The 21,647-nt window shown below is 51.5% G+C and carries 21 protein-coding genes; 8 read left to right on the top strand and 13 right to left on the bottom strand.

Features of this window, described 5'->3' with window-relative positions; translation table 11 throughout:
• The first annotated feature begins 7 nt into the window (after nucleotides 1-7).
• Entirely contained in the window at nucleotides 8-1,678 is a 1,671-nt protein-coding gene (locus RIC19_RS06580; RefSeq protein WP_350177501.1) for a T9SS type A sorting domain-containing protein, read from the top strand.
• Between the two features lie 27 nt (nucleotides 1,679-1,705).
• Here the strand turns inward: RIC19_RS06580 and RIC19_RS06585 are convergent, their stop codons facing one another.
• From RIC19_RS06585 to RIC19_RS06595, 3 genes are read right to left on the bottom strand one after another with little or no spacing between them, the layout of a single operon-like run.
• A complete protein-coding gene (locus tag RIC19_RS06585; RefSeq protein ID WP_350177502.1) occupies nucleotides 1,706-2,035 on the bottom strand; it encodes an L-rhamnose mutarotase in 330 nt (109 codons plus the stop codon).
• Nucleotides 2,036-2,044: 9 nt separating this feature from the next.
• A complete protein-coding gene (locus tag RIC19_RS06590) occupies nucleotides 2,045-2,812 on the bottom strand; it encodes an L-fucose dehydrogenase (RefSeq protein WP_350177503.1) in 768 nt (255 codons plus the stop codon).
• Nucleotides 2,813-2,818: 6 nt separating this feature from the next.
• Complete coding sequence (locus tag RIC19_RS06595; protein ID WP_350177504.1) at nucleotides 2,819-3,652, bottom strand: amidohydrolase family protein; 834 nt, start codon at nucleotides 3,650-3,652, stop codon at nucleotides 2,819-2,821.
• A 135-nt stretch (nucleotides 3,653-3,787) separates the two neighbouring features.
• Between RIC19_RS06595 and RIC19_RS06600 the strand changes: the two genes are divergently transcribed.
• The gene (locus RIC19_RS06600) at nucleotides 3,788-4,582 is read left to right on the top strand and encodes an alpha/beta fold hydrolase (RefSeq protein WP_350177505.1); all 795 of its coding nucleotides are present in this window, start codon (nucleotides 3,788-3,790) and stop codon (nucleotides 4,580-4,582) included.
• Nucleotides 4,583-4,661: 79 nt separating this feature from the next.
• Here the strand turns inward: RIC19_RS06600 and RIC19_RS06605 are convergent, their stop codons facing one another.
• Complete coding sequence (locus RIC19_RS06605; protein WP_350177506.1) at nucleotides 4,662-6,728, bottom strand: penicillin acylase family protein; 2,067 nt, start codon at nucleotides 6,726-6,728, stop codon at nucleotides 4,662-4,664.
• 123 nt (nucleotides 6,729-6,851) lie between these two features.
• Here RIC19_RS06605 and RIC19_RS06610 point away from each other — a divergent pair, with 123 nt between their 5' ends.
• On the top strand, nucleotides 6,852-7,589 hold the full coding sequence (locus RIC19_RS06610; RefSeq protein WP_350177507.1) for a hypothetical protein: 738 nt from the start codon (nucleotides 6,852-6,854) through the stop codon (nucleotides 7,587-7,589).
• 13 nt (nucleotides 7,590-7,602) lie between these two features.
• On the opposite strand, the gene RIC19_RS06615 is transcribed toward RIC19_RS06610, so the two are convergent.
• The 5 genes from RIC19_RS06615 to RIC19_RS06635 form a co-directional block, all read right to left on the bottom strand.
• Nucleotides 7,603-8,145 carry a GNAT family N-acetyltransferase gene (locus tag RIC19_RS06615; protein ID WP_350177508.1) on the bottom strand — a complete coding sequence of 181 codons (543 nt, stop codon included), beginning with the start codon at nucleotides 8,143-8,145 and terminating at the stop codon, nucleotides 7,603-7,605.
• A 141-nt stretch (nucleotides 8,146-8,286) separates the two neighbouring features.
• The gene (locus RIC19_RS06620) at nucleotides 8,287-8,643 is read right to left on the bottom strand and encodes a DUF5615 family PIN-like protein (protein ID WP_350177509.1); all 357 of its coding nucleotides are present in this window, start codon (nucleotides 8,641-8,643) and stop codon (nucleotides 8,287-8,289) included.
• Complete coding sequence (locus tag RIC19_RS06625) at nucleotides 8,643-8,885, bottom strand: DUF433 domain-containing protein (protein WP_350177510.1); 243 nt, start codon at nucleotides 8,883-8,885, stop codon at nucleotides 8,643-8,645. The genes RIC19_RS06620 and RIC19_RS06625 overlap by 1 nt, the downstream gene beginning before the upstream one ends.
• A 238-nt stretch (nucleotides 8,886-9,123) precedes the next feature.
• Nucleotides 9,124-11,502: a M1 family metallopeptidase gene (locus tag RIC19_RS06630; RefSeq protein ID WP_350177511.1), complete on the bottom strand. Its 2,379-nt coding sequence runs from the start codon at nucleotides 11,500-11,502 to the stop codon at nucleotides 9,124-9,126.
• 202 nt (nucleotides 11,503-11,704) lie between these two features.
• Nucleotides 11,705-12,256 carry a D-glycero-alpha-D-manno-heptose-1,7-bisphosphate 7-phosphatase gene (locus RIC19_RS06635; RefSeq protein ID WP_350177512.1) on the bottom strand — a complete coding sequence of 184 codons (552 nt, stop codon included), beginning with the start codon at nucleotides 12,254-12,256 and terminating at the stop codon, nucleotides 11,705-11,707.
• Nucleotides 12,257-12,337: 81 nt separating this feature from the next.
• Between RIC19_RS06635 and RIC19_RS06640 the strand changes: the two genes are divergently transcribed.
• Nucleotides 12,338-13,030: an SDR family NAD(P)-dependent oxidoreductase gene (locus tag RIC19_RS06640; RefSeq protein WP_350177513.1), complete on the top strand. Its 693-nt coding sequence runs from the start codon at nucleotides 12,338-12,340 to the stop codon at nucleotides 13,028-13,030.
• On the opposite strand, the gene RIC19_RS06645 is transcribed toward RIC19_RS06640, so the two are convergent.
• Entirely contained in the window at nucleotides 13,008-13,601 is a 594-nt protein-coding gene (locus RIC19_RS06645; RefSeq protein ID WP_350177514.1) for a D-sedoheptulose-7-phosphate isomerase, read from the bottom strand. The two genes, RIC19_RS06640 and RIC19_RS06645, sit on opposite strands and share 23 nt — an antisense overlap.
• Nucleotides 13,602-13,609: 8 nt before the next feature.
• Complete coding sequence (locus tag RIC19_RS06650) at nucleotides 13,610-14,740, bottom strand: glycosyltransferase (protein ID WP_350177515.1); 1,131 nt, start codon at nucleotides 14,738-14,740, stop codon at nucleotides 13,610-13,612.
• A 48-nt stretch (nucleotides 14,741-14,788) separates the two neighbouring features.
• On the opposite strand from RIC19_RS06650, the gene RIC19_RS06655 reads away from it, so the two are divergent.
• The gene (locus RIC19_RS06655) at nucleotides 14,789-15,214 is read left to right on the top strand and encodes a hotdog fold thioesterase (RefSeq protein ID WP_350177516.1); all 426 of its coding nucleotides are present in this window, start codon (nucleotides 14,789-14,791) and stop codon (nucleotides 15,212-15,214) included.
• Between the two features lie 113 nt (nucleotides 15,215-15,327).
• Nucleotides 15,328-17,721 carry a choice-of-anchor B family protein gene (locus tag RIC19_RS06660; protein ID WP_350177517.1) on the top strand — a complete coding sequence of 798 codons (2,394 nt, stop codon included), beginning with the start codon at nucleotides 15,328-15,330 and terminating at the stop codon, nucleotides 17,719-17,721.
• A 519-nt stretch (nucleotides 17,722-18,240) separates the two neighbouring features.
• Here RIC19_RS06660 and RIC19_RS06665 read toward each other — a convergent pair.
• On the bottom strand, nucleotides 18,241-18,909 hold the full coding sequence (locus RIC19_RS06665) for a uridine kinase family protein (RefSeq protein ID WP_350177518.1): 669 nt from the start codon (nucleotides 18,907-18,909) through the stop codon (nucleotides 18,241-18,243).
• Between the two features lie 50 nt (nucleotides 18,910-18,959).
• Here RIC19_RS06665 and RIC19_RS06670 point away from each other — a divergent pair, with 50 nt between their 5' ends.
• Nucleotides 18,960-20,339: a NupC/NupG family nucleoside CNT transporter gene (locus RIC19_RS06670; protein WP_350177519.1), complete on the top strand. Its 1,380-nt coding sequence runs from the start codon at nucleotides 18,960-18,962 to the stop codon at nucleotides 20,337-20,339.
• On the opposite strand, the gene RIC19_RS06675 is transcribed toward RIC19_RS06670, so the two are convergent.
• Nucleotides 20,336-20,875, bottom strand: coding sequence for a DinB family protein (locus tag RIC19_RS06675; protein WP_350177520.1), 540 nt, complete (start codon nucleotides 20,873-20,875; stop codon nucleotides 20,336-20,338). The two genes, RIC19_RS06670 and RIC19_RS06675, sit on opposite strands and share 4 nt — an antisense overlap.
• A 49-nt stretch (nucleotides 20,876-20,924) precedes the next feature.
• On the opposite strand from RIC19_RS06675, the gene RIC19_RS06680 reads away from it, so the two are divergent.
• On the top strand, nucleotides 20,925-21,470 hold the full coding sequence (locus RIC19_RS06680) for an NUDIX domain-containing protein (RefSeq protein ID WP_350177521.1): 546 nt from the start codon (nucleotides 20,925-20,927) through the stop codon (nucleotides 21,468-21,470).
• The last annotated feature ends 177 nt before the right edge of the window (nucleotides 21,471-21,647 follow it).

A 21,647-nucleotide genomic window follows, 5' to 3' on the forward strand; every position in this document is an offset into this window, starting at 1 on the left:
TGAACCCTTGAAGCAAAAAACACCTGAGATTATGAGATTAATTTTTCACTTTTTGGTTACTCTTTGTTTGTGCATGCTGCTCAATCCGCAGTCTCTTAGGGCTCAACCCTCTGGCTTTGTCTATACTCCAACTATATTTTCCGGTACCCTATTGGGACAAGTAGAGCTTGATGATTCACCCGCTGCAGTGGGCAGCTGGATTGCCGCTTTTGATAGTGCGGGGAATTGTGCCGGGGCATCGGAGGTGATTCTGTTTGAAGGGATCACTTATGCCAATCTCAATATTTTTGGAGATGATGCTACAACGGATACTATAGATGAGGGCATGACGGAAATAGATGTGTTCACATTACTGCTTTATGATCCTGCGCAAGAACAGGTTTTGGTGTATTCAGAAAATGGGCAAACAGTACAACTAGATGGCTGGATAAATAATAATGGTGCACCCATGCCTGCATATAGTGACCCTTCCCGGGTGTTTTCTTTTACTTCGGAATCAATAGCATTGGAGGTTATTGACGTGGAGACCGCGTCTCCCACCTGCGCTGGTGATACTAACGGGAGCATCTCGGTTACTGCTCAGGGTTTCTTTCCTCCATTTTCATTTGTTTGGAATACCGGCGCAATAGGTTCCACATTGACCGGGATTGGCGGTGGGAACTATACCTGTACAGTTACCGATGCATTGGGTCAGGTTTTTACGGTTGGACCAGTCACGCTTCAGGAGCCTCCTGAATTGCTACTAGAAATGGCAGACGGAATCGATACCTGTAATACGAATATGGGACAGCTATTTGGTGTTGTAGATGGAGGAATCCCTCCCTACAATTACTCGTGGGCACATGGTGCGGAAGGGGAATTAGCAGGGGGGCTTTCTGAGGGCATTTATACCTTGCAGGTAACAGATGCAAATAATTGCAGTATCTCCGCAAATGCCACAGTTCAGGCTTCTCCTGGACCGGATATTATTTGGCAGAAAGAAGGACCTTTTTGTTTTGGAGGAGAAGATGGAAGTATTGAGATAGAAACAGAAGGCGGGGTTCCTCCTTTCTCCTTGTTATGGAGCACGGGAGAGGTTTCTGGCTCTATTCAAGACCTGCCAGCTGGTAATTACAGCCTCACGGTAACAGATGCGTATGGCTGTACCTTTGTATCCCAAGAGCAGCTGCTTCAGCCAGACTCACTGGCCGTATCCTTTGAGGTGGAGCCGGCTATAGGGCTAAGCGGCGGCAATGTATTTACTACTGTAATTGGCGGCATACCTCCGTTTTTCTACCAGTGGGGCGATCCTGTTTGGCAAACCACCGCTAACCTGCTGCAAATAGAGATGGGCACTTATACATTAACAGTCACGGATGCGGCGGAATGCATCTTAGTGGACAGTGTACAGGTGCCTCTTGAGGTGAGTACAACATGGGATGGCTGGGAAGAAAAAGCCCGGTTATTTCCTAACCCCTCAGCCGGGGAGTTTGTGTTTTTTGAGCTTGGAGGTAACCTTCCACCCTTAGGTAGGATTGAAATCTATAATATTGACGGCCGGTTTATAGGCGTATTCCCAGTGAGCAAGCATGGGGAGCGCTACCAAGCTAGTATATCAAGTATACCGGCTGGAGTTTATAAGGTCTTTATTCCCGAACTAAAGAAAAGCCTCCCGGAACTGTGGATTGTAAATGATTGAGGTTTCGTAAATGTACTTTCGTAGTGACTAAAGCTGGAAAACCACCTCCATTTCCACCCACTTCGTCCCCGCCTCCACACCTGGCAGCGCTTGCTGGTATTGCCACATCAGCGTTTCCCACTCCTGGACTTTTGGGTTGGAAGCATCAAGAAGGGCTTTCTTTGCCGGGTCAAAGTCATGATCGGTTTCCATGATCATGCACAGGCGGTTGGCCCAGCGGTAGATGGTCATGTTCCGGATGCCACTTTCAGTTATGCTTTCGAGGATTTCCGGCCAGACGGCTTCGTGATAACGCTCGTACTCCGCGATAAGTGCCGGGTCATTTTTGAGGTCGAGGGTATAGCAATAGGTTTTCATAAGCTGGATTTAGAGGGCACGGTCCAGGTGGACGTACCCGCCATCGATAAAGAAATGCTGCCCGGTGATGTGGGAGGCACGGTTGGAGAGCAGGAATACCGCCATATCTGCCATTTCCTCACACGTTGTCATGCGCTGCCCGAGCGGGATTTTGCTTTCGATGCTACGCTGTTTGGCAGCTGGGTCATCAAAGGTGTCCAGCCAGGTACGGTAAAGCGGGGTCATGACCTCGGCAGGTATTAAGGCATTCACGCGGATTTGGTAGGGTAGGAGTTCCACTGCCCATTCCCGGGTGAGCGCCAGTTGTGCGCCCTTTGCAGCAGCGTAGGCAGAGGTATTACCCTGCCCGGTTACGGCGGTTTTAGAACTGATATTGATAATACTGCCTTTACGCTTCTTAAGCTCGGGGAGCAGGTAGTGTCCTAAATAATAATAATGGTGCAGGTTTTTTTGCAGGGAGTTGATCCAGGCTTCCGGGCTCCCATTTTCCAGCCCTACGCCATCATTGGCGCCGGCATTATTGACCAACCCGTCCACCCTGCCGGTAAGTCGGATGGCCTCTTCGACGACCTCGCGGCAGCTCTCCGCTGTGCCGAGGTTTTTAACAATTTGGTATCCCGTGCCCAAGTCCTCCAGGATCGCGTCCCCTTTGGTTTTATTGCGGCCAACGATGACGGGCAGGGCGCCTTCTGCCACCAATGCCCGGCTGATGCCTGCGCCTATGCCGCTTGCGCCACCGGTGACTACGAATACTTTATCTTTTAGGTTTAAGTCCATGGTTTTTTAGTTGAGTTGGTAAAATTTGGTGGCAGTTGCTCCCAGAATAGCCGGTTGAGCTTCCGGGGCGTATTGCCGGAGGTACGTGTGCACTACATTCATCGTTTCGTGGTAGGAATCAGCGGCGAGCAGGCATACCGGCCAGTCTGAGCCAATCATAAGCCGCTCGGGCCCAAATGCTTCCATAGCGATATCCAGGAAAGGGTAGAAGTCCTCTCGTTGCCAGTTGTTCCAGTCTGCCTCAGTGACGAGCCCGGATAGCTTGCAGTACACGTTAGGGTGGGTGGCGATGGACCGGATATGGTCTGTCCAAAGCGGACTGGGCCCTCCTTCTATGACAGGTTTTCCTAAATGGTCCAGCACAAAAGGCTGATCGGGGCAGGCATCCAGGAACTTTTGCACTACCGGGAGGTGGCGCTCGAAGACGAGGATGTCATAGGTATAGCCCTGCTGTCCCAGTTTCTGCACACCACGTAGAAAGTCCGGGCGAAGCAGAAACTCATCATCCGGTTCGTCCTGAACAATATGGCGCATTCCTTTGAGTAAAGAATTGTTTTGGTAATGTTCCAGAGTTTGCGCTACATCAGGTGCCTGCAGGTCAACCCATCCCACCACACCTTTGATGAAAGGGTACTCCTCAGCCAGCCGGAGCAGGAAATCTGTTTCGCTGAGGGATTGCCGGGCCTGCACCGCCACACAGCCATCCATGCCTTCCTTTTTCAGTAAAGGGCTAAGGTCGGTGGGCAGGCGGTCCTTTTGGAGTTCGGGCATCGCCTCCGAAATCCAGGGATAGGCAACCGGGTCATAAGCCCAAAAATGTTGGTGTGCATCAATACGCATAGCGAGCCATTTAAATAAAAAAAGCAAAGCTTCCCTTTAACAAGTGGATGTAATTAGCTTTTGTAACCCCGCTGTTCATTAGGGGGATTGCAAAGCTGGGAAGTCCACATAAAGTTGTATCTTTTTCCTAAAAATATGCCGAGAATACACATCAATCATACCGAGATTTTTTACGAAGAGAGCGGGCAGGGCTCAGAAACGCTGGTGTTTGCTCATGGCTTGTTGTGGAGCAGCCGCATGTTTGCTGCTCAGGTCGCTCACTTTAAAGACCGCTACCGTATTATTACTTACGACCACCGGGGACAGGGTAGAAGCACTGTTGCGGCCGGGGGATATGATATGGACACCCTTACACAGGATGTACTGGCATTACTCGATGCACTAAAAGTAGACCGCTGCCACTTTGCCGGACTTAGTATGGGCGGTTTTGTAGGGTTGCGCCTGGCTAGCCGAAACCCGGAGCGGGTGCAATCGCTGATTCTTATGGATACCTCCGCCCAGGCTGAGCCAAAGGAAAATATCCCCCGTTACCGAATGCTCAACCGGATAGTGAAAATGCTGGGCGTTTGGGCGGTAAAGCGTCCGGTCATGAAAATCATGTTTGGCTCCTCCTTCTTAGCCGATACGGAACGATGGACGTTAAGAAAAAAATGGGAAAAGGAGTTGATTAGTAACCATCGAAGTATTACGAGAGCTGTGGAAGGAGTTATTGAACGGGAAGCAGTGCCACCAGAGGCCCTTTCCAACATCCAATGTCCAACTTTAGTCTTGGTTGGGGAGGAAGATGTAGCTACCGTTCCTGCCAAATCAGAATACTTGGCGGAACACATCCCGAATGCGAAGCTTGTGCGTATTCCGCGGGCCGGGCACACGTCTTCGGTAGAAGAACCAGAGGCAGTGTGTGAGGCAATGGAGGCGTTTTTACTATAGTACAGGGCGGCTCGGTAAATAGTTAGTTGAAATTGAGTGACCTAAAAGAGTGTGGACAAAACGATCCACAACCTTTCCTCTATTCCGGGTGATAGACCTGCACCGCTTGCTGAAGCACCGTTTTCTTGTCTAATGTCATCGGCTTAAGCTCCTGCCGGGTGAAACGTTGCATCTGATCCGTATAGTGCGGGCTCTCGGAGCGTGCAGAGGCCCCGTATGCATTGATGCTTTCAATTTGAACCCCTTCTTTCCCGTAGCGGACAAACTGTATATAGGAATCACCGGATACGGGGCGGAGCCGGCCATCGGGCTGCAATTCGCTACGTACGGCGGCGAGTACATCCGGGCCACCGCCCATGGGCAGGCTGACGTCGCCCCGGCGGTGTTGCTGCAGCTTGCCGAGACGGACTACAGGTTGCCCAAAGTGCTTAACGAAATGCTCCTGAGCGTACCGCAGGGCTTCTGCAAGCCGTTTCTCTGGCAGGGTGTCCAGTTCCAGCACCGACTGTCCGGATTTTAGGGCAGATTCAAGGTGATAATAGGCCAGGATGGTTGTGGCAGCTGCTTTACTGTCCGTGTTAGCCACCCGGTCCCAATCCCGCAGCAGCCGGATTTGCTCCTGAATATCCGGATAATCAGTGGGGTTGAGATGGAAAATGGGCTCAAACCAGGGCACGGACACCATGGGCTGCTCATAAGCCTGATCGTACTTGATGCGTTTGAAGTCCTCGTAGCTTAACTGCTCATATTGTTGCATCAAAGCCTGGAAGCGGGCGCCCCGATTGGTGAGATCGTTGGGGCGTTTGTAGCCCATGTGGTGTGGTACGGCGGAGGTGTCGGGATTGTCTTCGGGGCCAGTACTCCGGAAGGGCGTATGGTTGCAATTGTAGACATAGCCCGAAGGCGGGTCAAGGACCTGCAACAGCTGGTCTACCGGGTAAAAATCATTTCCCCAAAGGGTGGCGGAAGTATCGCCGGGCAGAATGCCCGACCAGTCGTAGTTGGGGTCTCGTTTGGGCAGCAGCCCATTCCCGAGATGATAAACATGCCCTTCGCGATCCGCATACACGATGTTAGTACAGGTGATGCCTTGCAGATCCAGCGCCGCGCGGAATTCATCCCAGTTCCGGGCTTTATTCATGCGGTACCACTGCTCCGGTGCTTTAATGGTCTGATTGGCTACCGTGCGCAGGGCGAAAAACCCATTGGGGGTTTCGAAAGTTATGCCGTATTTGCTCTGGTAAAATTTTTGCTTTTTGCCTACGGGCAGAAAGCCAAGCAGCCGGATGCGTGCCTTGTAAAAGTCGGGCTGCAGTTCCAGCCATTCCCCATTAAACCGGTAAGCCAGTTTCCGTTCCGGGTGCATATCCAGTTGATAGATATCCGTAAAATCAGGATAATTGACGGTATGTGCCCAGCCGAGGTAGGGATTGGTGCCCAGGAACAGACTGACGCCCCCCGGGAAATTCGCGCCCAGCATATTCCAGCCCTCCTCGCTGCACACATGGGCCTCGTACCAGGAGTACAGCCCTTCCAGGGGCTGGTGAGAATTGGCGAGCAGAAAAGTCTCTCCGGTTGTTGTTTTATGCGGGGCGATGGCGGCGGCATTGGAGCCTCTTTCCCGGTCGGCCTCCTGCCCCATGCGACCGCTGAAAATGGCACCCAGTGGCTCATCAATTTGCGAAAGCAGTGCCAGCCCGAGCATGTAGGAGGGGATAAGGTCTTGGCCATCCACCGGGAAAAGCTTGCGGTGGAGGACTTCCTTTGGGTGCCTGGCGGCATAGGCGTTGAGCCCGTCGGCATAAGCTTCGAGTATCTTCCGGAAATCCGGGCTGAGATCGGTGGTGTAGCGCTGTCTGGTAGTTTTTCTTGCGCCCAGCAGGTGCACAATCACATCAAGCTGAGCGCCTTGTTTGCCAAAGACCTGCCCCATTAGCCCCTTAGCGGGCAGCAACTGCTTTTGCATGGTGAGAAAGTCGTCTTCAGCAGAAGCCCAGGCGAGCCCGTAGGCGACTTCCGCATCCGTAGGGGCAAAGATGTGGGGCACCCCCCACTGGTCGCGGGCGATTTGGATATCAGCTGGATCAATTTGAGCAGGCAGCGCATATTGGGTGAGCCAGAGACAGCCAAGAATTATAAATCGCATAGCATTGGTTTTGTGCCTAAGATAGACAAGGATTTACAGATTCCTAACAGCGGGGCTTTGTTTCCTCATACAACACCCAAACCTCTGGAGTCGTTATGATTATAGCATCAATTCACCTGCCCCATGAAAAACGAAGATATAGCACTAGCCATCAACGAGGCGATAATTGAAGGTAACCTAAAACAGGCTTTGGAGCTGTTGGCGCAGAGCGTAAATGATGAAGCCGACCAGGAAGCAATCATCCTGCTTAAATCCCGGCTGAATAACTACCAGAAACGCCTGAACGGAGGCACCGCAAGCCAGGAACAACTTGACCTGGAACTGAATCAAATTCGATCTTCCATTCTTAGCCTGAACCGCCATTTGCATGCGGTAGAAGCCACTGCCGGTAAGGAAGACCGCAGTTTAGAATTGCTGGAAGAAATCCACCACCGAATCAAAGCGACCCACAACGCTTACCTGGCGCAGTGCAATATTCGAAATTTATTAATGGCCTCCCTGCGCAAACGTTTTGATATCAAAGAGGTGGATCACTATTATCATGTGTTCGCACAGTATTTTGACCAGATGACCGATAAAGAAAAGCGCTACCACCGCATGATCAGAGGATACACTCAGAATGTCATCCGGGAAAATCACCAGAAGACCTATGATCTCCTAAATGCCAATCCAGCTCTAAAAACCCTCGTGCCCCGACTGGAGGAACTGGAGCAGCACCTTGTCGTATGGCTCAGCAAATATGAAAGCCTCTTCCTGCCCGATGAGGCGATTAGCCTCGTCTATGTAGGGTTTGAGGAGGGGGTGAAATTTCCTACCGGGTTGGAGCATGACCTCAATAAGTATATCGCAAGCCACTTATAGTCTTGCGGGCATGCTACTTCTGGTGCTTTTTTAACCAACCGGCTTTGTCCATCCCATACCAATTGTGTGGATCTCCGTCAAAATTAAACACCTCGATTAAGCGAAGCCCTGCTTTTTGCAGGACGTTGTTAGAACCGATATTCTCTACATGGGCACCGGCGAAAATCTCCTCCAGCCCAAGCTTTTCAAAGCCATATTCCAATGCTGCCAGGGAAGTCTCCGTGGCAATGCCTTTGCCCCAGTATTTCCGCCTGAGCCGGTAGCCAAGGTCGTAGTAGTCCATATCAGTACGCACGGTGGTCTCGAATTTCAGCCCTGACCAGCCGACGAAGTCCTGTGTGGCTTTGTCAATTACCGCCCATCTGCCTATGCCGTATTGGTCGTACTGATTGCGGACATAGGCAATCGTATCATGAGCCTGATCCATTGTTTTGATGGGGTTGTTCCCCAGGTATTTGTGAACCTCAGGATCGAAATCTAAATCGAAAAACCCCTGAGCATCCTGCTCCTCCGGCTTTCTCAGGATAAACCTTGAGGTTTCTATAGTTAGGCTCATGATGGCTGGGTTGTTTTACCAAAGGGTTATACGCAATAAGGGCTGTGCAGTCGCAGTACGCAGCGCAGCGAAGTATTGTTCGGCTGCACTGGGTTAGGCACAGTATGATTTTTTAATTATTCTTCTTTTTTGACTTTCCTTTTAGGAATGTACTATCACCGTTTCATTGCTTAATTCAATGACTTTTTTACCCGATTCAAAGAAGTCAGTTATGGTTTTAAAGTTTTCCTCAAATAGCTTAATCAATTCGGTATTAATTATATTTCCAGTAGTGACCATTAAGATGTTATCGGGCTCCCCTTTAACTACTCGGTATTTTAAGAAATCACTGTCTTTGGTTATTACAATTCTTGTTTCCTCAATTGATTTTTCAATTATCTCAATATCGGTAGTGTTATTACCTTTCGGTAAATCTGATGTATGAATCGAGTCGTGACCTCTAACATTCAACCATTTACTCAATCGTTTTGGAAAATGAGCATCAACAATAAATTTCATCAAGCAGCTTTAATTTTCGTTATGCTTTCTACATTCGCTAATCGAGCTGCAAAGGCTAAACATGCTTGAATATCCTCTAATTCTAAATCAGGGTAGTCAGCTAAAATTTCTTTGTTCGTCATTCCTGCTGACAATAAATCTAAAATCATTGATACAGAGTATCTCATGTTTCGGATTGAAGGCTTGCCAAATAAAATTTCTGGATTCATTGTTATCCGTTGTAATAATTCCGATCTGTCCATGTTTTTCTGCTTTTCGTCACTGGATATAAAAAAAGAAAGTTACCTCTTATTTCAGAATAATTCAACTCATTGCCTCCTTCATACCTTTCAATAACAGCCTCTGCTTCTCCATACCTGTACTGTTTTCATTGTTTTTTCATCTGCTTTCATATTTTTCAGCTCATTCAATCCTGCCAAAGTACCGACAAGAAGGCAGGCATTGAGTAGCTTTGCTGCTCCGATCTTTATCGGAGACCACTTAATCGTCAGTATATTTCCCATTGGCACGCTGCATGGGGTTTATCCCACTCTCAATCTTATGTTTTTTGAAGACCTGGAAGCGTGACGGGACCTGCCGTAGTGGCCAGCTGTTATTGCTCAGCCCGGCATCTGCCGTTTCCCGGTAGGGATCGATTTCAATAGCTTTGACCTGCTTTTCTCTGACAAAGACCTTGGTAAAGGCCGATTCGTTCTTACGCCAGATCTGGGCAGGGATACGGTCGATCTCAGTGCTGCCGTCCTCGTAGGTCCATTGGATGATGACCGGCATAACGAGCCCGCCTTTGTTGCTGAAGTGCAGCTCGTAGTAATTCTTATCGCTAAACTGTTGCTGTTTTTCCTTCTTGCTGAAGGGCTCATCGTAGATTACGATCTTCTGCTGTGTCACGCTGTCTGCCGTTTCCCAGGGCCTGTAGTTACTGTAGAAATCCTGCAGCTCGGGGTCTTCCTCATCGGCAGGGACGATACCTGCTTCTTCATTGCGGATTTGGGAAAGGTCCCGAAAAGGCTTTGAGGCCCGCACCGGTTGGGTGATTTCCCGGCTTTCCGGGTCATTCTCAAGATCTACCTTATACCATTTTATGCTATCCAGGGAAATATCTACATAATCGGTGCTATAGAACCAGCCCCGCCAGAACCAGTCGAGGTCTACGCCGCTCGCATCCTCCATCGTGCGGAAAAAGTCCGCCGGTGTGGGGTGTTTGAACGCCCAGCGACGCCCATATTCCCGAAAGGCGTAATCGAAGAGCTCCCGCCCCATGATAGTTTCCCGCAGGATGTTGAGGGCGGTGGCTGGCTTGAGGTAGGCATTTGAAAAATAATCCTTGATGTTCTCGCTATTGGTCATGATGGGTTCCAGTTCGCCCTTAGGCATGCTCATGTATGCCGTAATCTGATGAGGCGGTCCCGCCCAGCTTTGGTAATCGGCGTCAAATTCCCGCTCGGCCAGGAACTGCACGAAGGTATTCAGCCCCTCGTCAAACCAGGCCCACTGCCGCTCATCGCTGTTGATGATCATGGGGTAGTAGTTGTGGCCCACCTCGTGGATGATGACCGAAATGGCGCTCTTCTTCGCTATTTCCGTGTAAGTGCCATCGGGCTCGGCGCGGCCGGGGTTGAAGCAGATCATGGGGTATTCCATCCCGTTGCTGGCCTCCACTGAAATCGCGGTGGGGTATGGGTAAGGCAGGCTGTATTTAGAATAGGTCTTCAGCGTATGCGCCACGGCTTTGGTGGAGTAGCGGCTGTAGATGGGGTAAGCCTCTTTGGGGTAATAGCTCATGCACATCACCCGTTTGCCATCGCTGTTGGAGTGCGGCATGGCATCCCAGATAAATTTCCGGCTGGCGGTCCAGGCAAAATCCCGCACCTGATTGGCATGATAAATCCAGGTTTGGGTTTTCTTAGCTGGTTTCGCTTTTTCCTGGGCTTTGGCTTCCTTCAGGGTGACGATTTCTACCGGGGCGTCCGCGGTTTGGGCGGCTTCCCAGCGCTCCAACTGTTTTGGCGTAAGCACATCCACATAATTGAGGCATGCTCCGGTGGAGCCGACCATGTGGTCTTCCGGCAGCGTAATGCGTACGGTGTAGTCGCCAAAGGTCAGCGCAAACTCCCCCCGGCCGGTGAATTGATTGTTTTGCCAGCCTCCAAAATCGGTGTAAGCGCAAAGGCGGGGGTACCATTGGGTGATGGTGTAGAGGTAGTTGTCGTCCTCCGGGAAATATTCGTACCCGCCCCGGGGCAGGGTAGCAGCATTGCCGGTAGCTTCGAGCAGGTGGTTGAGGTACACCCGGTCCACGATGTAGTAATGCCAGTCCACCCGGAAGCGGAAATGCTCGCCCGGTCCCAGGGTTTCAGGCAGTTCCACGCGCATCATGGTCTGATTGATGGTATACTCCAGTGCCTGGCCGTTCTCATCGGCTACAGCTTCAATATTCACGCCGTATTTATCCCGCCCGCGCCAGGTTTCTAGGGCTTTGAGTTCGTACTCGCTCATCACAGGTTTGATGGAGCTGGGGTCGAAATATTGGTTGTCATTCTTTGGGGAGTGCTGGTTTTCGTCCAGTTGGAGCCACAGGTAGCGCAGCGGCTGAGGGGAATGATTATAATAGGTGATCCACTCGCTGCCGTCGAGGCGCTGCTCCTCGGTGTTGAGCGTGCAGTCGATTTCGTAGTCGGCCCGCTGCTGCCAGTAATCGGGGCCGGGGGCGCCATCCCAGGCATGGTAGCTATTGGGCGGGGTGATGAGGGTGCCCAGTTGCTCAAATTTGTTGCCGTGGTCGGCGCCGGGGTTTTGGGCGTGGAGGCTTGCGAAGAGCCCGAAAAGTGTTAATGAAAGGAGGAATCGAAACAGTTGCATGGTCGTGTAAATGTGGTTTGAGGGGCTAAAATACGTTTTTCCGGTGGGCTGGGGGCGGGCAATTGTTGCGGAAATGGTGGATTTTAGGTGAAAGGGGTTTCACGTGAAGGTCGCGGAGGAGGGCACGCAAAGGATCGCGGAGGAGGGTTTTCACGCGGAGTGCGTAAAGAGCCTGAAAGGCAGGTTTGAAAATGAGAGGAGTTCAGGTGAGTAAATTTGGGAGCACCTGAAGGGTTTGAATGATCTGCCAAACGGGTAAGCCATCATCAATCGCCGACCTGATTTCAGCCTCGTCTTCCGCCTTTCCCGTCACCCAGACGTTGCGCATGCCCAGGTTGTGCCCGAATTGGAGATCGGAGAGCGAGTCCCCCACCATGACTGACCGGCTGAAGTCAATATTTGGGAAGTCCGCTTTGGCCTGGTGCCCCATTTTTGGGCTGGGCTTGCGGCAGTTGTTGGGCACTGTTTTGAGATCGGGGCAGGTATAAATGCGGTCGGGTAGGGCACCTGCCTTTTCCAGGCCTGCGCACATGTGATCGTGTACGGCCTGAAGCTCTGTCATGGTCATCAGTCCCTTGCCAATGCCCTGTTGATTGGTGACTACAAAAAAATAATCGAACGAGGGCCGAAGCTTTGCAATGGCTTCCGGATTACCGGGCATCCACTCAAATTCATCAGGATGGCTGACGTACCCGCCCGGGATGCGGGTATTGATGACGCCGTCGCGGTCGAGGAAGAGGGCGGAGTAGGGCATAGCTCTGGATTTAGAGGTTGTTGTTGAGTGGGCAATTTAAACATTTCGGGCGTTACCCACCTTCTATTCCAAAACAACAAAATGAAAAAGCAAGCCATCATAACCGGTGCCGCAGGTGGGCTGGGCACTGCTGTTACCCAGCAATTCTTAGCAGCAGGTTACGAAGTCACCGCACTGACTCAGCCCGGTCACCCGGATCAGATCGACCACCTGAAATCAGCAACCGGTAGTCCGGTGGAACTGCGCATCCAACCCCTTGATGTCATGGACGGCAAAGTGGTAGCTGGATTTTTCGCCAATCAGGAAAACATTCATGCCGCTATCTTTCTGGTCGGCGGCTTTGCTATGGGCAAGCTGGCTGACACCTCCGAAGCAGACCTGGATAAAATGCTGTCCCTGAATTTCAAGACAGCCTTCCATTCGGTACAAAACGCCCTGCCCAAGATGGCAGAGGGTGGGCGGATTATTCTGATTGGGGCGCGCCCGGCAACGGATGCGGAATCAGCAGCAGCCCTGGTCGCCTACAGCTTGTCCAAAGGGCTGGTCCTGCAGCTCGCCGATATCGTCAATGTGGAAGGTGCAGAGCGCAACGTACAGGCGGTCACCATTCTGCCCAGCATCATTGATACGCCAGCCAACCGGGATTCCATGTCGGATGCCGATTTCAGCCAGTGGGTACAGCCCGCGGAAATAGCTGAGGCGATGCTCTTCGCTTGTTCTGAGGCTGCCCAAAAGCAACGCTTCGGGCAGTTTAAGATGTACGGGGGCGTTTAAATAATGCAGCTTCCACCAGCTGACAAATAGTATGCCCCATCAGCATATGACATTCCTGTATGCGGGGCGTATCATCACTGGGCGCGTTGAGCAGATAGTCGGCCTGTTTCCGCAGTTCCCCGCCGGAGTTGCCCGTCATTGCCACGACTTTCATACCGATCGTTCTAGCCTTTTCGGCCGCTCGTAAGACGTTGGGGGAGTTGCCGGACGTAGACATGGCAAAGAGCAAGTCGCCCGGGCGCCCCGCTGCTTCCACCATGCGTTCGTAAATCGCATCGTAGCCATAATCATTGCCAACGGCCGTAACAAAAGACGTATTGACATGCAGGGCTTCTGCAAACAGCGGTGGACGGTCGAAATAAAAGCGCCCGGACAGCTCGGCAGCCAGGTGCTGCGCGTCGGCAGCGCTGCCACCGTTGCCGCAAAACAGGACTTTTCCGTCACGCCGGTACACCTCAATGCACGCCTGAGCCACGGTTTCTATTTCCTGCAGCAGCTTAGCATCCTGCAGCAAAAGGGTTTTGGCTTCAATACTTGCCTGTATGGCTTCTTTTATAGTGGATTGCATCATTTTCTGTTTTATTGGCGGATAAGGGCTTCTATGCCGCGCACCATATTTTCCCAGGAGAATCGGCTTCGTCCGGCTCTTACCGCAGTTTCCATGCTTTCCTGTTGCTGGTTGTGGTAAAAATCAGCAATAGCTGCGGCAATAGCTTCGGGGCTCACGTCTACCACATAACCTTCTTTTCCGTGCTGCACGATTTCCGGCAGGCCGCCCACCCGGGTGACCACCATTGGTTTGCCAAAGTGGAAAGCGAGCTGGGAAATGCCGCTCTGAGTTGCGGTTTTATAAGGTTGCACCACGAGGTCCGCAGCGCCAAAGTAGGCGCCCACCTCGCTGTTGGGAATGTAGGCGTTGCGCAAGACGATCTGCTCTTCCAGCCCTTGCCCGGCAATGAGTTGCTGATAAGGTGCCGGATCGTCGTAAAATTCACCGGCTACAATAAGTTTCACGCCAAGCGTGCGCACTTCCGGCAATGCCATCGCCTGAAGCAGCAGGTCGAGCCCTTTGTACCCCCGGATAAAGCCGAAAAACAGCAGGTAGCGCTGGTCCTTTGGCAAGCCCAACTGCGCAAGGGCGGCTTCCCGTTCCACCGTTGGCCCGTAGTTGTCATAAATGGGGTGGGGGATGTAGGCCACTGGCATATCTTTAGCAAAGGTGCGGATATCAGCTTTGACGGCGCGGGACATGACTACACAGGCATCCACTGCATTAAGGAAGTACCGGGTGAAGGCCTTATCGCCGGGGCGGTGCTCGTGGGGAACTACGTTGTCAGTGATCGCCACCACTTTAGTACCTGCAGCCCCGCCGCCGATGCGCAGGATTGTGCCGAGTGCCGGCCCCATGAAAGGCAGCCAGTACCGGACAATAATCAGGTCAGGGGCCAGCGCCTTCAACTTACGGCCAACCTTTATCCAGTTTAAAGGGTTGATGGAATTGATCACGGGCTCAATGTGGAGCCCGGCGGGCGGAGGATCGTCTGTGTACTGTGTTTTGCCGGGGAAAAGGAAGCCAGGGTATTGTAGGCTGAAAGAGAGGATGCGGACCTCATAGCCATGCTGCAGCATCTCCTGTGCAAGGCGTTCTGTGCTCGAGGCAATGCCGCCCCTGAGCGGGTGGGCGGGCGATAAAAAGACAACCTGCTTCACTTTTTGTGCGCAAGATAAACACTTCGAAATGAATAATACCTACACGCTATGATTTGGAAACAGGAATTCACTCTGGAGGGCATTAATCAGATTTGCCAGAGCACGATGGTAGACCACTTGGGAATTGAGTTCACCAACTTCGGTGATGATTACCTCGAGGCCACGATGCCCGTTGACCACCGTACCGTACAACCTGCGCGTTTGCTGCACGGCGGTGCATCGGTGGCATTGGCAGAGACGATTGGCAGTTTAGCTTCTCAGCTGTGTATTGCAAACATGCAGACTCACATGGCTGTTGGGATAGAGATTAACGCCAATCATTTGCGGTCAGTGACCGGCGGGTGGGTGACCGGACGGGTCATGCCATTGCGCATCGGGCGGAAACTCCACGTATGGGAAATCCGCATCAACGACGAAAAAGAAAGGCTGATATGTGTCAGCCGACTAACAATTGCAGTGATCCGGCGTACCTAAATACCAGAATTGCCATTTAGGTGATTATATTTGGTCGCTGAAGTCACAACTACCGGAAATTGTTCTGGCGTAAGCTAATCGAAACACTTTTCCACCTTAATGCTAAATAACGTATGAAGAAAGTACTTTTACTCCTGTCATTTGCAACGATGACGGCTACCCTTGCAGTAGCACAACTCAACATGGAATTACTGTCGCAGGTACAGTACAACGATACCGGCCTGAATGACATCTGGGGGTGGGCTGACCCGGAGACGGGTATAGAATATGCGATTGTCGGCTTGCAACAAGGCGTTTCTATCGTATCTCTTGAAGATCCTGAAAACGCGGAAGAGGTCGTTCGTATCCCCGGGCAGTTTTCTACCTGGAGAGATATGAAAACCTGGGGGCACTTTGCCTACATTACTACCGATCAGGGAGGCACGACCGAAGGCGTTACTGTTATCGACCTTTCTCAGCTTCCGGAAGCGGCACCTTACTATCACTGGACACCGGACCTGCCGGGCCTGGGCACGATCGAAACCTGCCACAATATTTATATTGATGAGTTCGGCTACGCTTATCTGGCCGGCTGCAATATGAACAACGGCGGCATGATCATTCTCAATGTAGATACAGAAACCGGCGAGCCTGAGTTCGTAGCACCTGCCCCGGCGATTTACTCGCATGACGTGTATGTGGTCAGCAACCGCATGTACGCTTCTGAAATCTACGTAGGCAATATGACCATCTACGATGTTTCGGACAAAGAAAACATACAGGCACTTGGTACACGGGGCACACCGTTTTCCTTCACCCACAACATCTGGGTCAATGAATCGGAAACAGCTGCCTTCACGACCGATGAAGTCGCTAATGCACCAGTCGCCGCTTACGATATTACAGACTTATCAGAAATTGAAGAACTTGACCAGTATCGCCCTGTTGGTACGGTTGGTTCCGGTGTGATACCACACAACGTGCACGTTTGGGATGATTACCTGCTGATTTCCTACTACACCGACGGTGGCCGGGTGGTTGATGCGTCCCGCCCTTCTAATCTCATTGAAGTGGGCAACTATGACACCTGGCTGGGTGGCGATGGTGGCTTCAGCGGTGCCTGGGGCTTATATCCTTTTCTGCCATCTCAGACGGTGCTGGTCACGGATATAAACAACGGGCTCTATGTCCTGCAGCCTGACTTCAAGCGGGCCTGCTGGCTCGAAGGTCTGGTACGCGATTCTGTAACCCAGGCGCCCATCAACGGTGCTACTGTGCTTATCGATTCTGAGCAGCCAAACTACGATGAATCAGACCCCTTTGGAGCCTACGCTACCGGTCAGGTCCTGGCTGGTACCTTCGAGGTGACCTTCGAAAAGCCGGGTTATCAGTCCAAGACTCTGGAGGTCAATCTTGAAAATGGCGTACTCACCGAGCTGGATGTAGACCTGGTGCCGTTGCAGCAGTTTTCCATGACCGGGCAGGCGGTACGTGACGGTGATGGGCAACCGGTGCCTGGCGCTTTCGTACAAGCCTATAACGAAGTTTTCACCTTTAACACAATAGCCGATGCAAACGGTAACTTCGTATTTAACAACATTACCGAGGGCAGCTATGAAGTTATTGCCGGCTCCTGGGGTTACCTGCACGGTGTGCTGAATGCTGTCGACTTGAGCAACAATACAGAAGTAACCATTGCGCTTGAGCCGGGCTATCAGGATGACTTTTTATTCGACTTTGACTGGCTGACAGGAGGGACTTCCCCTTCCGGGCAGTGGGAGTTGGGTGTGCCTGTTGGCACAGATTATCAGGGCACGCAGTCGCACCCCGGCAGCGATGCACCGGATGACCTGGGCTTTAGTTGCTACTCCACTGGCAATGGTGGCGGTGGCGCCGGTAATGATGATGTGGATAATGGCAACGTTGTACTTCGTTCGCCGCCCATGGACTTGTCGAATTACGATATCCCCTTGCTCTCGCTCAGCTACTGGTTCTTCAACGCTGGTGGGCAGGCAGGCTCTACGCCTAATGATGAGCTGGTCATCAGTATCACGAATGGGGCAGAAGAGGTGGAAATTGCCACCATCACACAGTCGCTTAGCCTGTGGCGCAAGATTCAGCAGGTCAATCTGGCAGATCTGATCGACCTGACGGATAACATGCGCCTGGTAGTCACCACTGCCGATGATCAGGCACAGGGGCACCTGGTGGAAGCAGGCCTGGACAAGGTACTGGTTGTTGAAGCGGGTAATCCATCCAACGCTGAAGACCTGGCTGCCGGTATTGCACTGGAAGCTTTCCCTAATCCAGCAAAAGGTGCCTTCACGGTAACTTACGAAGTGCCTCAGACTGCTGATCAGGTCAATCTGGTACTGTTTAATGCCCTTGGGCAGGAAGTAGAGCATCAGCACCTCAATGCTTCGGCCGGGCAATTCCGCTTTGGCGAAAAGCTCAACGCCGGTACCTACTTCGCCCACCTAATGGTGGATGGGGCGACGGTGAAGACGCTGCGCATGGTGAAGCAGTAGACCTACATCAGATAGTGAATGAAAAAACGGGGCGTTGCTGTTGGCAGCGCCCCGTTTTTTATGAAAATAAGTTAGGGCGTGCTGGAGACGAATGGAGCGACTCACGCAGTAAAAGCTCACCCTAACACTAAGCTAACTAATTTTGTCCCACAGGTTTTGCCCATAGAGTAGCCGGGAAGACTTTAGAGCGTGTTGGGACTTTAGTAATCGGCCTGCAAACTACACTTTTTTGCTTATACTTCGTCCCGAAAATCCTTCCCGCAAACTGCGGGACAGGCTATTTAGCTAAGGCTAAACTCCGGTTTTCGTGCCTCGTACAACCAAAAAATTGTTAGTTTTCGACTAGAAGACAAAAGTCCCAACACGCTCTTAGCCACCAGCATAGTGTCAGTCAGTAGTCTAAACCCTCACCAAAAATGAAAAAATCACTTCTCCTACCGTGCAGAAGATCTATCAAAAACTGTAATTTTAATTGTTGAAAAACGTAAACTCACCAAGGCAGACAAATCTTCACCAAACTCACTCCACCCCATCCTGCTCCTCCTTCTTAAAGTTAAACTTCTCCCGCCCCACTTCCAGATAATGGTATAGATAGCCGGTAAGCATTTCGAGCCCCCGGTCGAAGTGGAGGTTGTTGTTGATGATGAGGTCCGCCTCGTCCATGTAGGGTTGAATGTATTTCTCAAAGGTGGGCAGTACATGGTGCTCATACCGGTACAGCACATCCTCCAGCGGGTAGTTGCGTTCGATCTGATCTCGTTTGATGCGGCGGATGACCTTCAGGTTTTCCTTAGCGTGGAGGAAGATACGGATATCAAACAGCCGGCGGATTTCGTGGAAGTGATAGATGAAAATCCCTTCCACCAGCAAAATAGGAGCCGGTTTGAAGGTGAGCATTTTCGGCTTAGCCAGCTCGTTATTAAAAGTGTACTCCTGCCGCTTTACGGGCTGCAGGGCGATCAGCCGCTCAATATCCCGCGCGAAAGCAGCTACATCAATGGATTCCGGAAGGTCAAAATTATGGATGCCCCGATCGTCCTGTTGCTGTTCTTCCCGGGGACGGTAGTAATCGTCCTGAGAAATAACACAAATCTGGTGGTCAGAGAACCGCTCTTTGAGCCGGTGGATGAACGTCGTTTTGCCTGACCCACTTCCGCCCGTAATACCAATGATCAGAGGTTTTGCCATAACAGTATTGCTGTTTGGGCAAAAGTATAAATATTGTACAGCAAACCGGGATGATCACCAAGTTTTCTTACTTTTGGAATCGTTCAAATCAATCGGCAGGTATGGAGTTTGTGATCGGGCTACTACGCGGCGCTCTTGGAGTTGCTGCATTACTGGGTGTTTGTTATTTACTCAGCGCTAACCGGCGCGCCATCAACTGGCGTTTGGTAGCTATCGGGGTGAGTATGCAAGTCGTGCTTGCATTGGCTATCTTTAAGATTGCACTGGTCAGAAAGGCTTTTGACCTTATTGCAAGTTTCTTTGTGGTCGTCCTTGATTTTACAGATGCCGGTGCCGACTTCGTTCTTGGCAACTGGCCCGACTTCGTGCAAATACCGGGTGCTACAGAAGGCAGCCTTTTTGATGTGGGCTATATTTTCGCCTTCAAGGTGCTGCCTACGATCATTTTCTTTTCGGCTTTGTCTTCTGTGCTTTATTACCTGGGGATCCTGCAGGTGATCATCAAGGGGTTTGCATGGGTGATGACCAAAACGATGGGCCTGACTGGGGCAGAAAGCCTGGCTGCTGCGGCGAATGTCTTTATTGGGCAAACCGAAGCTCCGCTTGTCATCAAGCCTTATTTGGAAGGGATGAATAAATCTGAGATCCTCTGCCTGATGACCGGTGGCATGGCAACAATTGCCGGTGGGGTATTTGCAGCGTACGTTGGGTTCCTCGGTGGTTCCGATCCTGAAGTCAGGCAGATGTTCGCCACCCACCTGCTAACTGCGTCAATTATTTCTGCTCCGGCAGCTATCGTAGCGGCCAAGATGCTCTTTCCGGCTACCGGCCCTGTTGATCTGGAGCACCAGAAACTGGATATCCCCAAACAGGATGTAGGCAGCAATATTTTGGATGCGATTTCCAGAGGCACTAGCGATGGGCTGCGGCTGGCCATAAACGTGGGGGCTATGCTCCTGGTCTTTACGGCTTTTATCTCTATGCTCAATTACCTTTTCATCAACTGGATTGGCGCGCCAACTGGCCTGAACGAAATCGTACAGGCGCAAACAGACGGCCGCTTCAAGGGCTTCAATCTTGAATATGTGCTGGGGCTGCTCTTCGCACCCGTCGCCTGGCTGCTCGGCGTGGCATCCGATGACATCCTGGTCGTAGGCCAGTTGCTGGGGCTGAAAACAACCTTAAATGAGTTTTTTGCCTATGCAGCAATGGAGGGGCTCAAGGATCAAATGTCTCAAAAATCCTTGCTGATTACGACCTATGCGCTATGTGGGTTTGCCAATTTTGCTTCCATTGGTATTCAGATTGGCGGTATCGGGGCCATCGCGCCGGGGCAGCGCAAAACCCTCACTGAGTTTGGTATCAAAGCTCTGATTGGTGGAACGGTAGCCTGTTTTCTTACCGCCGCGATCGCCGGGGCACTGTTCTAACCTACTTCTTTCAGTACACGGTTGATTTGGCTTTGATGCCGTTTGATATGCATGCCAAAGAACTGTAGCATTTGCCGCAGGCTCATCTTGCCTGCAAATGGATGCTTGTACAGCTCCCGGTCAAATTGAGCGTCGGGAAGGTGCGAAAGGTACTTGCGGAGTGCTCTCCGTTGGGATTCCCATTGTGCTTTTGTGCTTTCAAAATCAGCGTGCTCCGGCAACGCCTCCCGGTCTACACCCTTCGGGGCTTTAAACTTTAATGGCATCCGGAAGTAGAAGTCAACGACGAATAGCCGCCAGGCTGCCCGGAATCCGGCTTTTTCCAGTACCGGGTTAAAGCTTAACTTTTTCTGAATGTACCCCACAGAGGCTTCTTCTGCCAAGATCAAATGATGCAGCACCTGCAGGACGGTCCAGCCACCATCGGTGGGCTGCTGATTGAGGGGCGCATTATCGTACCTTTCCAGTTGTCTAAAAAGGCGGCTGAGCTCTTGGTCTAGCTGATCGAGCTGGGCAAGGGTGGTGGCTTTTGTCATAATCCTTCGTTTGAATTGGGTAAGATAGGCATATCTTTGTACAAAAACCATGAAGAACCCCTGGACTACGCTCTCCATCGATGAAGCCTACACCAATCCCTGGATTCAGGTCACCCACCGGAAGGTCATCACGCCTAATGGCACGGATGGTATCTACGGACTGGTGCATTTCAAAAATGAAGCTATCGGTATTGTGCCCATCGATGAAGAAGGCTATACCTGGCTCGTTGGCCAATACCGTTACACCATTGAGCAGTACAGCTGGGAAATCCCGGAAGGTGGCTGCCCCATCGGCTCTGAGTCGCCTCTGGAAAGTGCCCGGCGCGAACTGTTGGAAGAAACAGGGCTGCGCGCAGCGCAATGGGAACACATCCTCGATTTCCATACCTCCAACTCCGTTACCGATGAGGCGGGCAAAATTTATATCGCCCGGGAACTGACACAGGGAGAAGCGGAACCCGAGCATACCGAAGATCTCAGGGTCAAACGACTGCCTTTTGAAGAGGCCCTGCAGATGGTCTACCGGGGCGAAATCACTGATCTGATGTCTATTGCCGGGCTGATGCGGGCCGCAGTAGTGCTGAATGTAAAATAAAAAAGCGCCACCTGAGATTAATCCCCGGTGGCGCTAAGAGCTTGTTTGGAGCGGTTTCGTCGTGAAAATCAAGGATTTATGGTTCTGGCGAAGTCACTAAATTTGAGTTTAGCGGGCTAAATGAAAATTTAGTGAGGAAGTCAGAGCTTGCCCCGCATTTCTGCGGGGTTCATAAAG

Origin of the sequence: Phaeodactylibacter sp. (assembly GCF_040219495.1) — a bacterium.
GTDB lineage: Bacteria > Bacteroidota > Bacteroidia > Chitinophagales > Saprospiraceae > Phaeodactylibacter.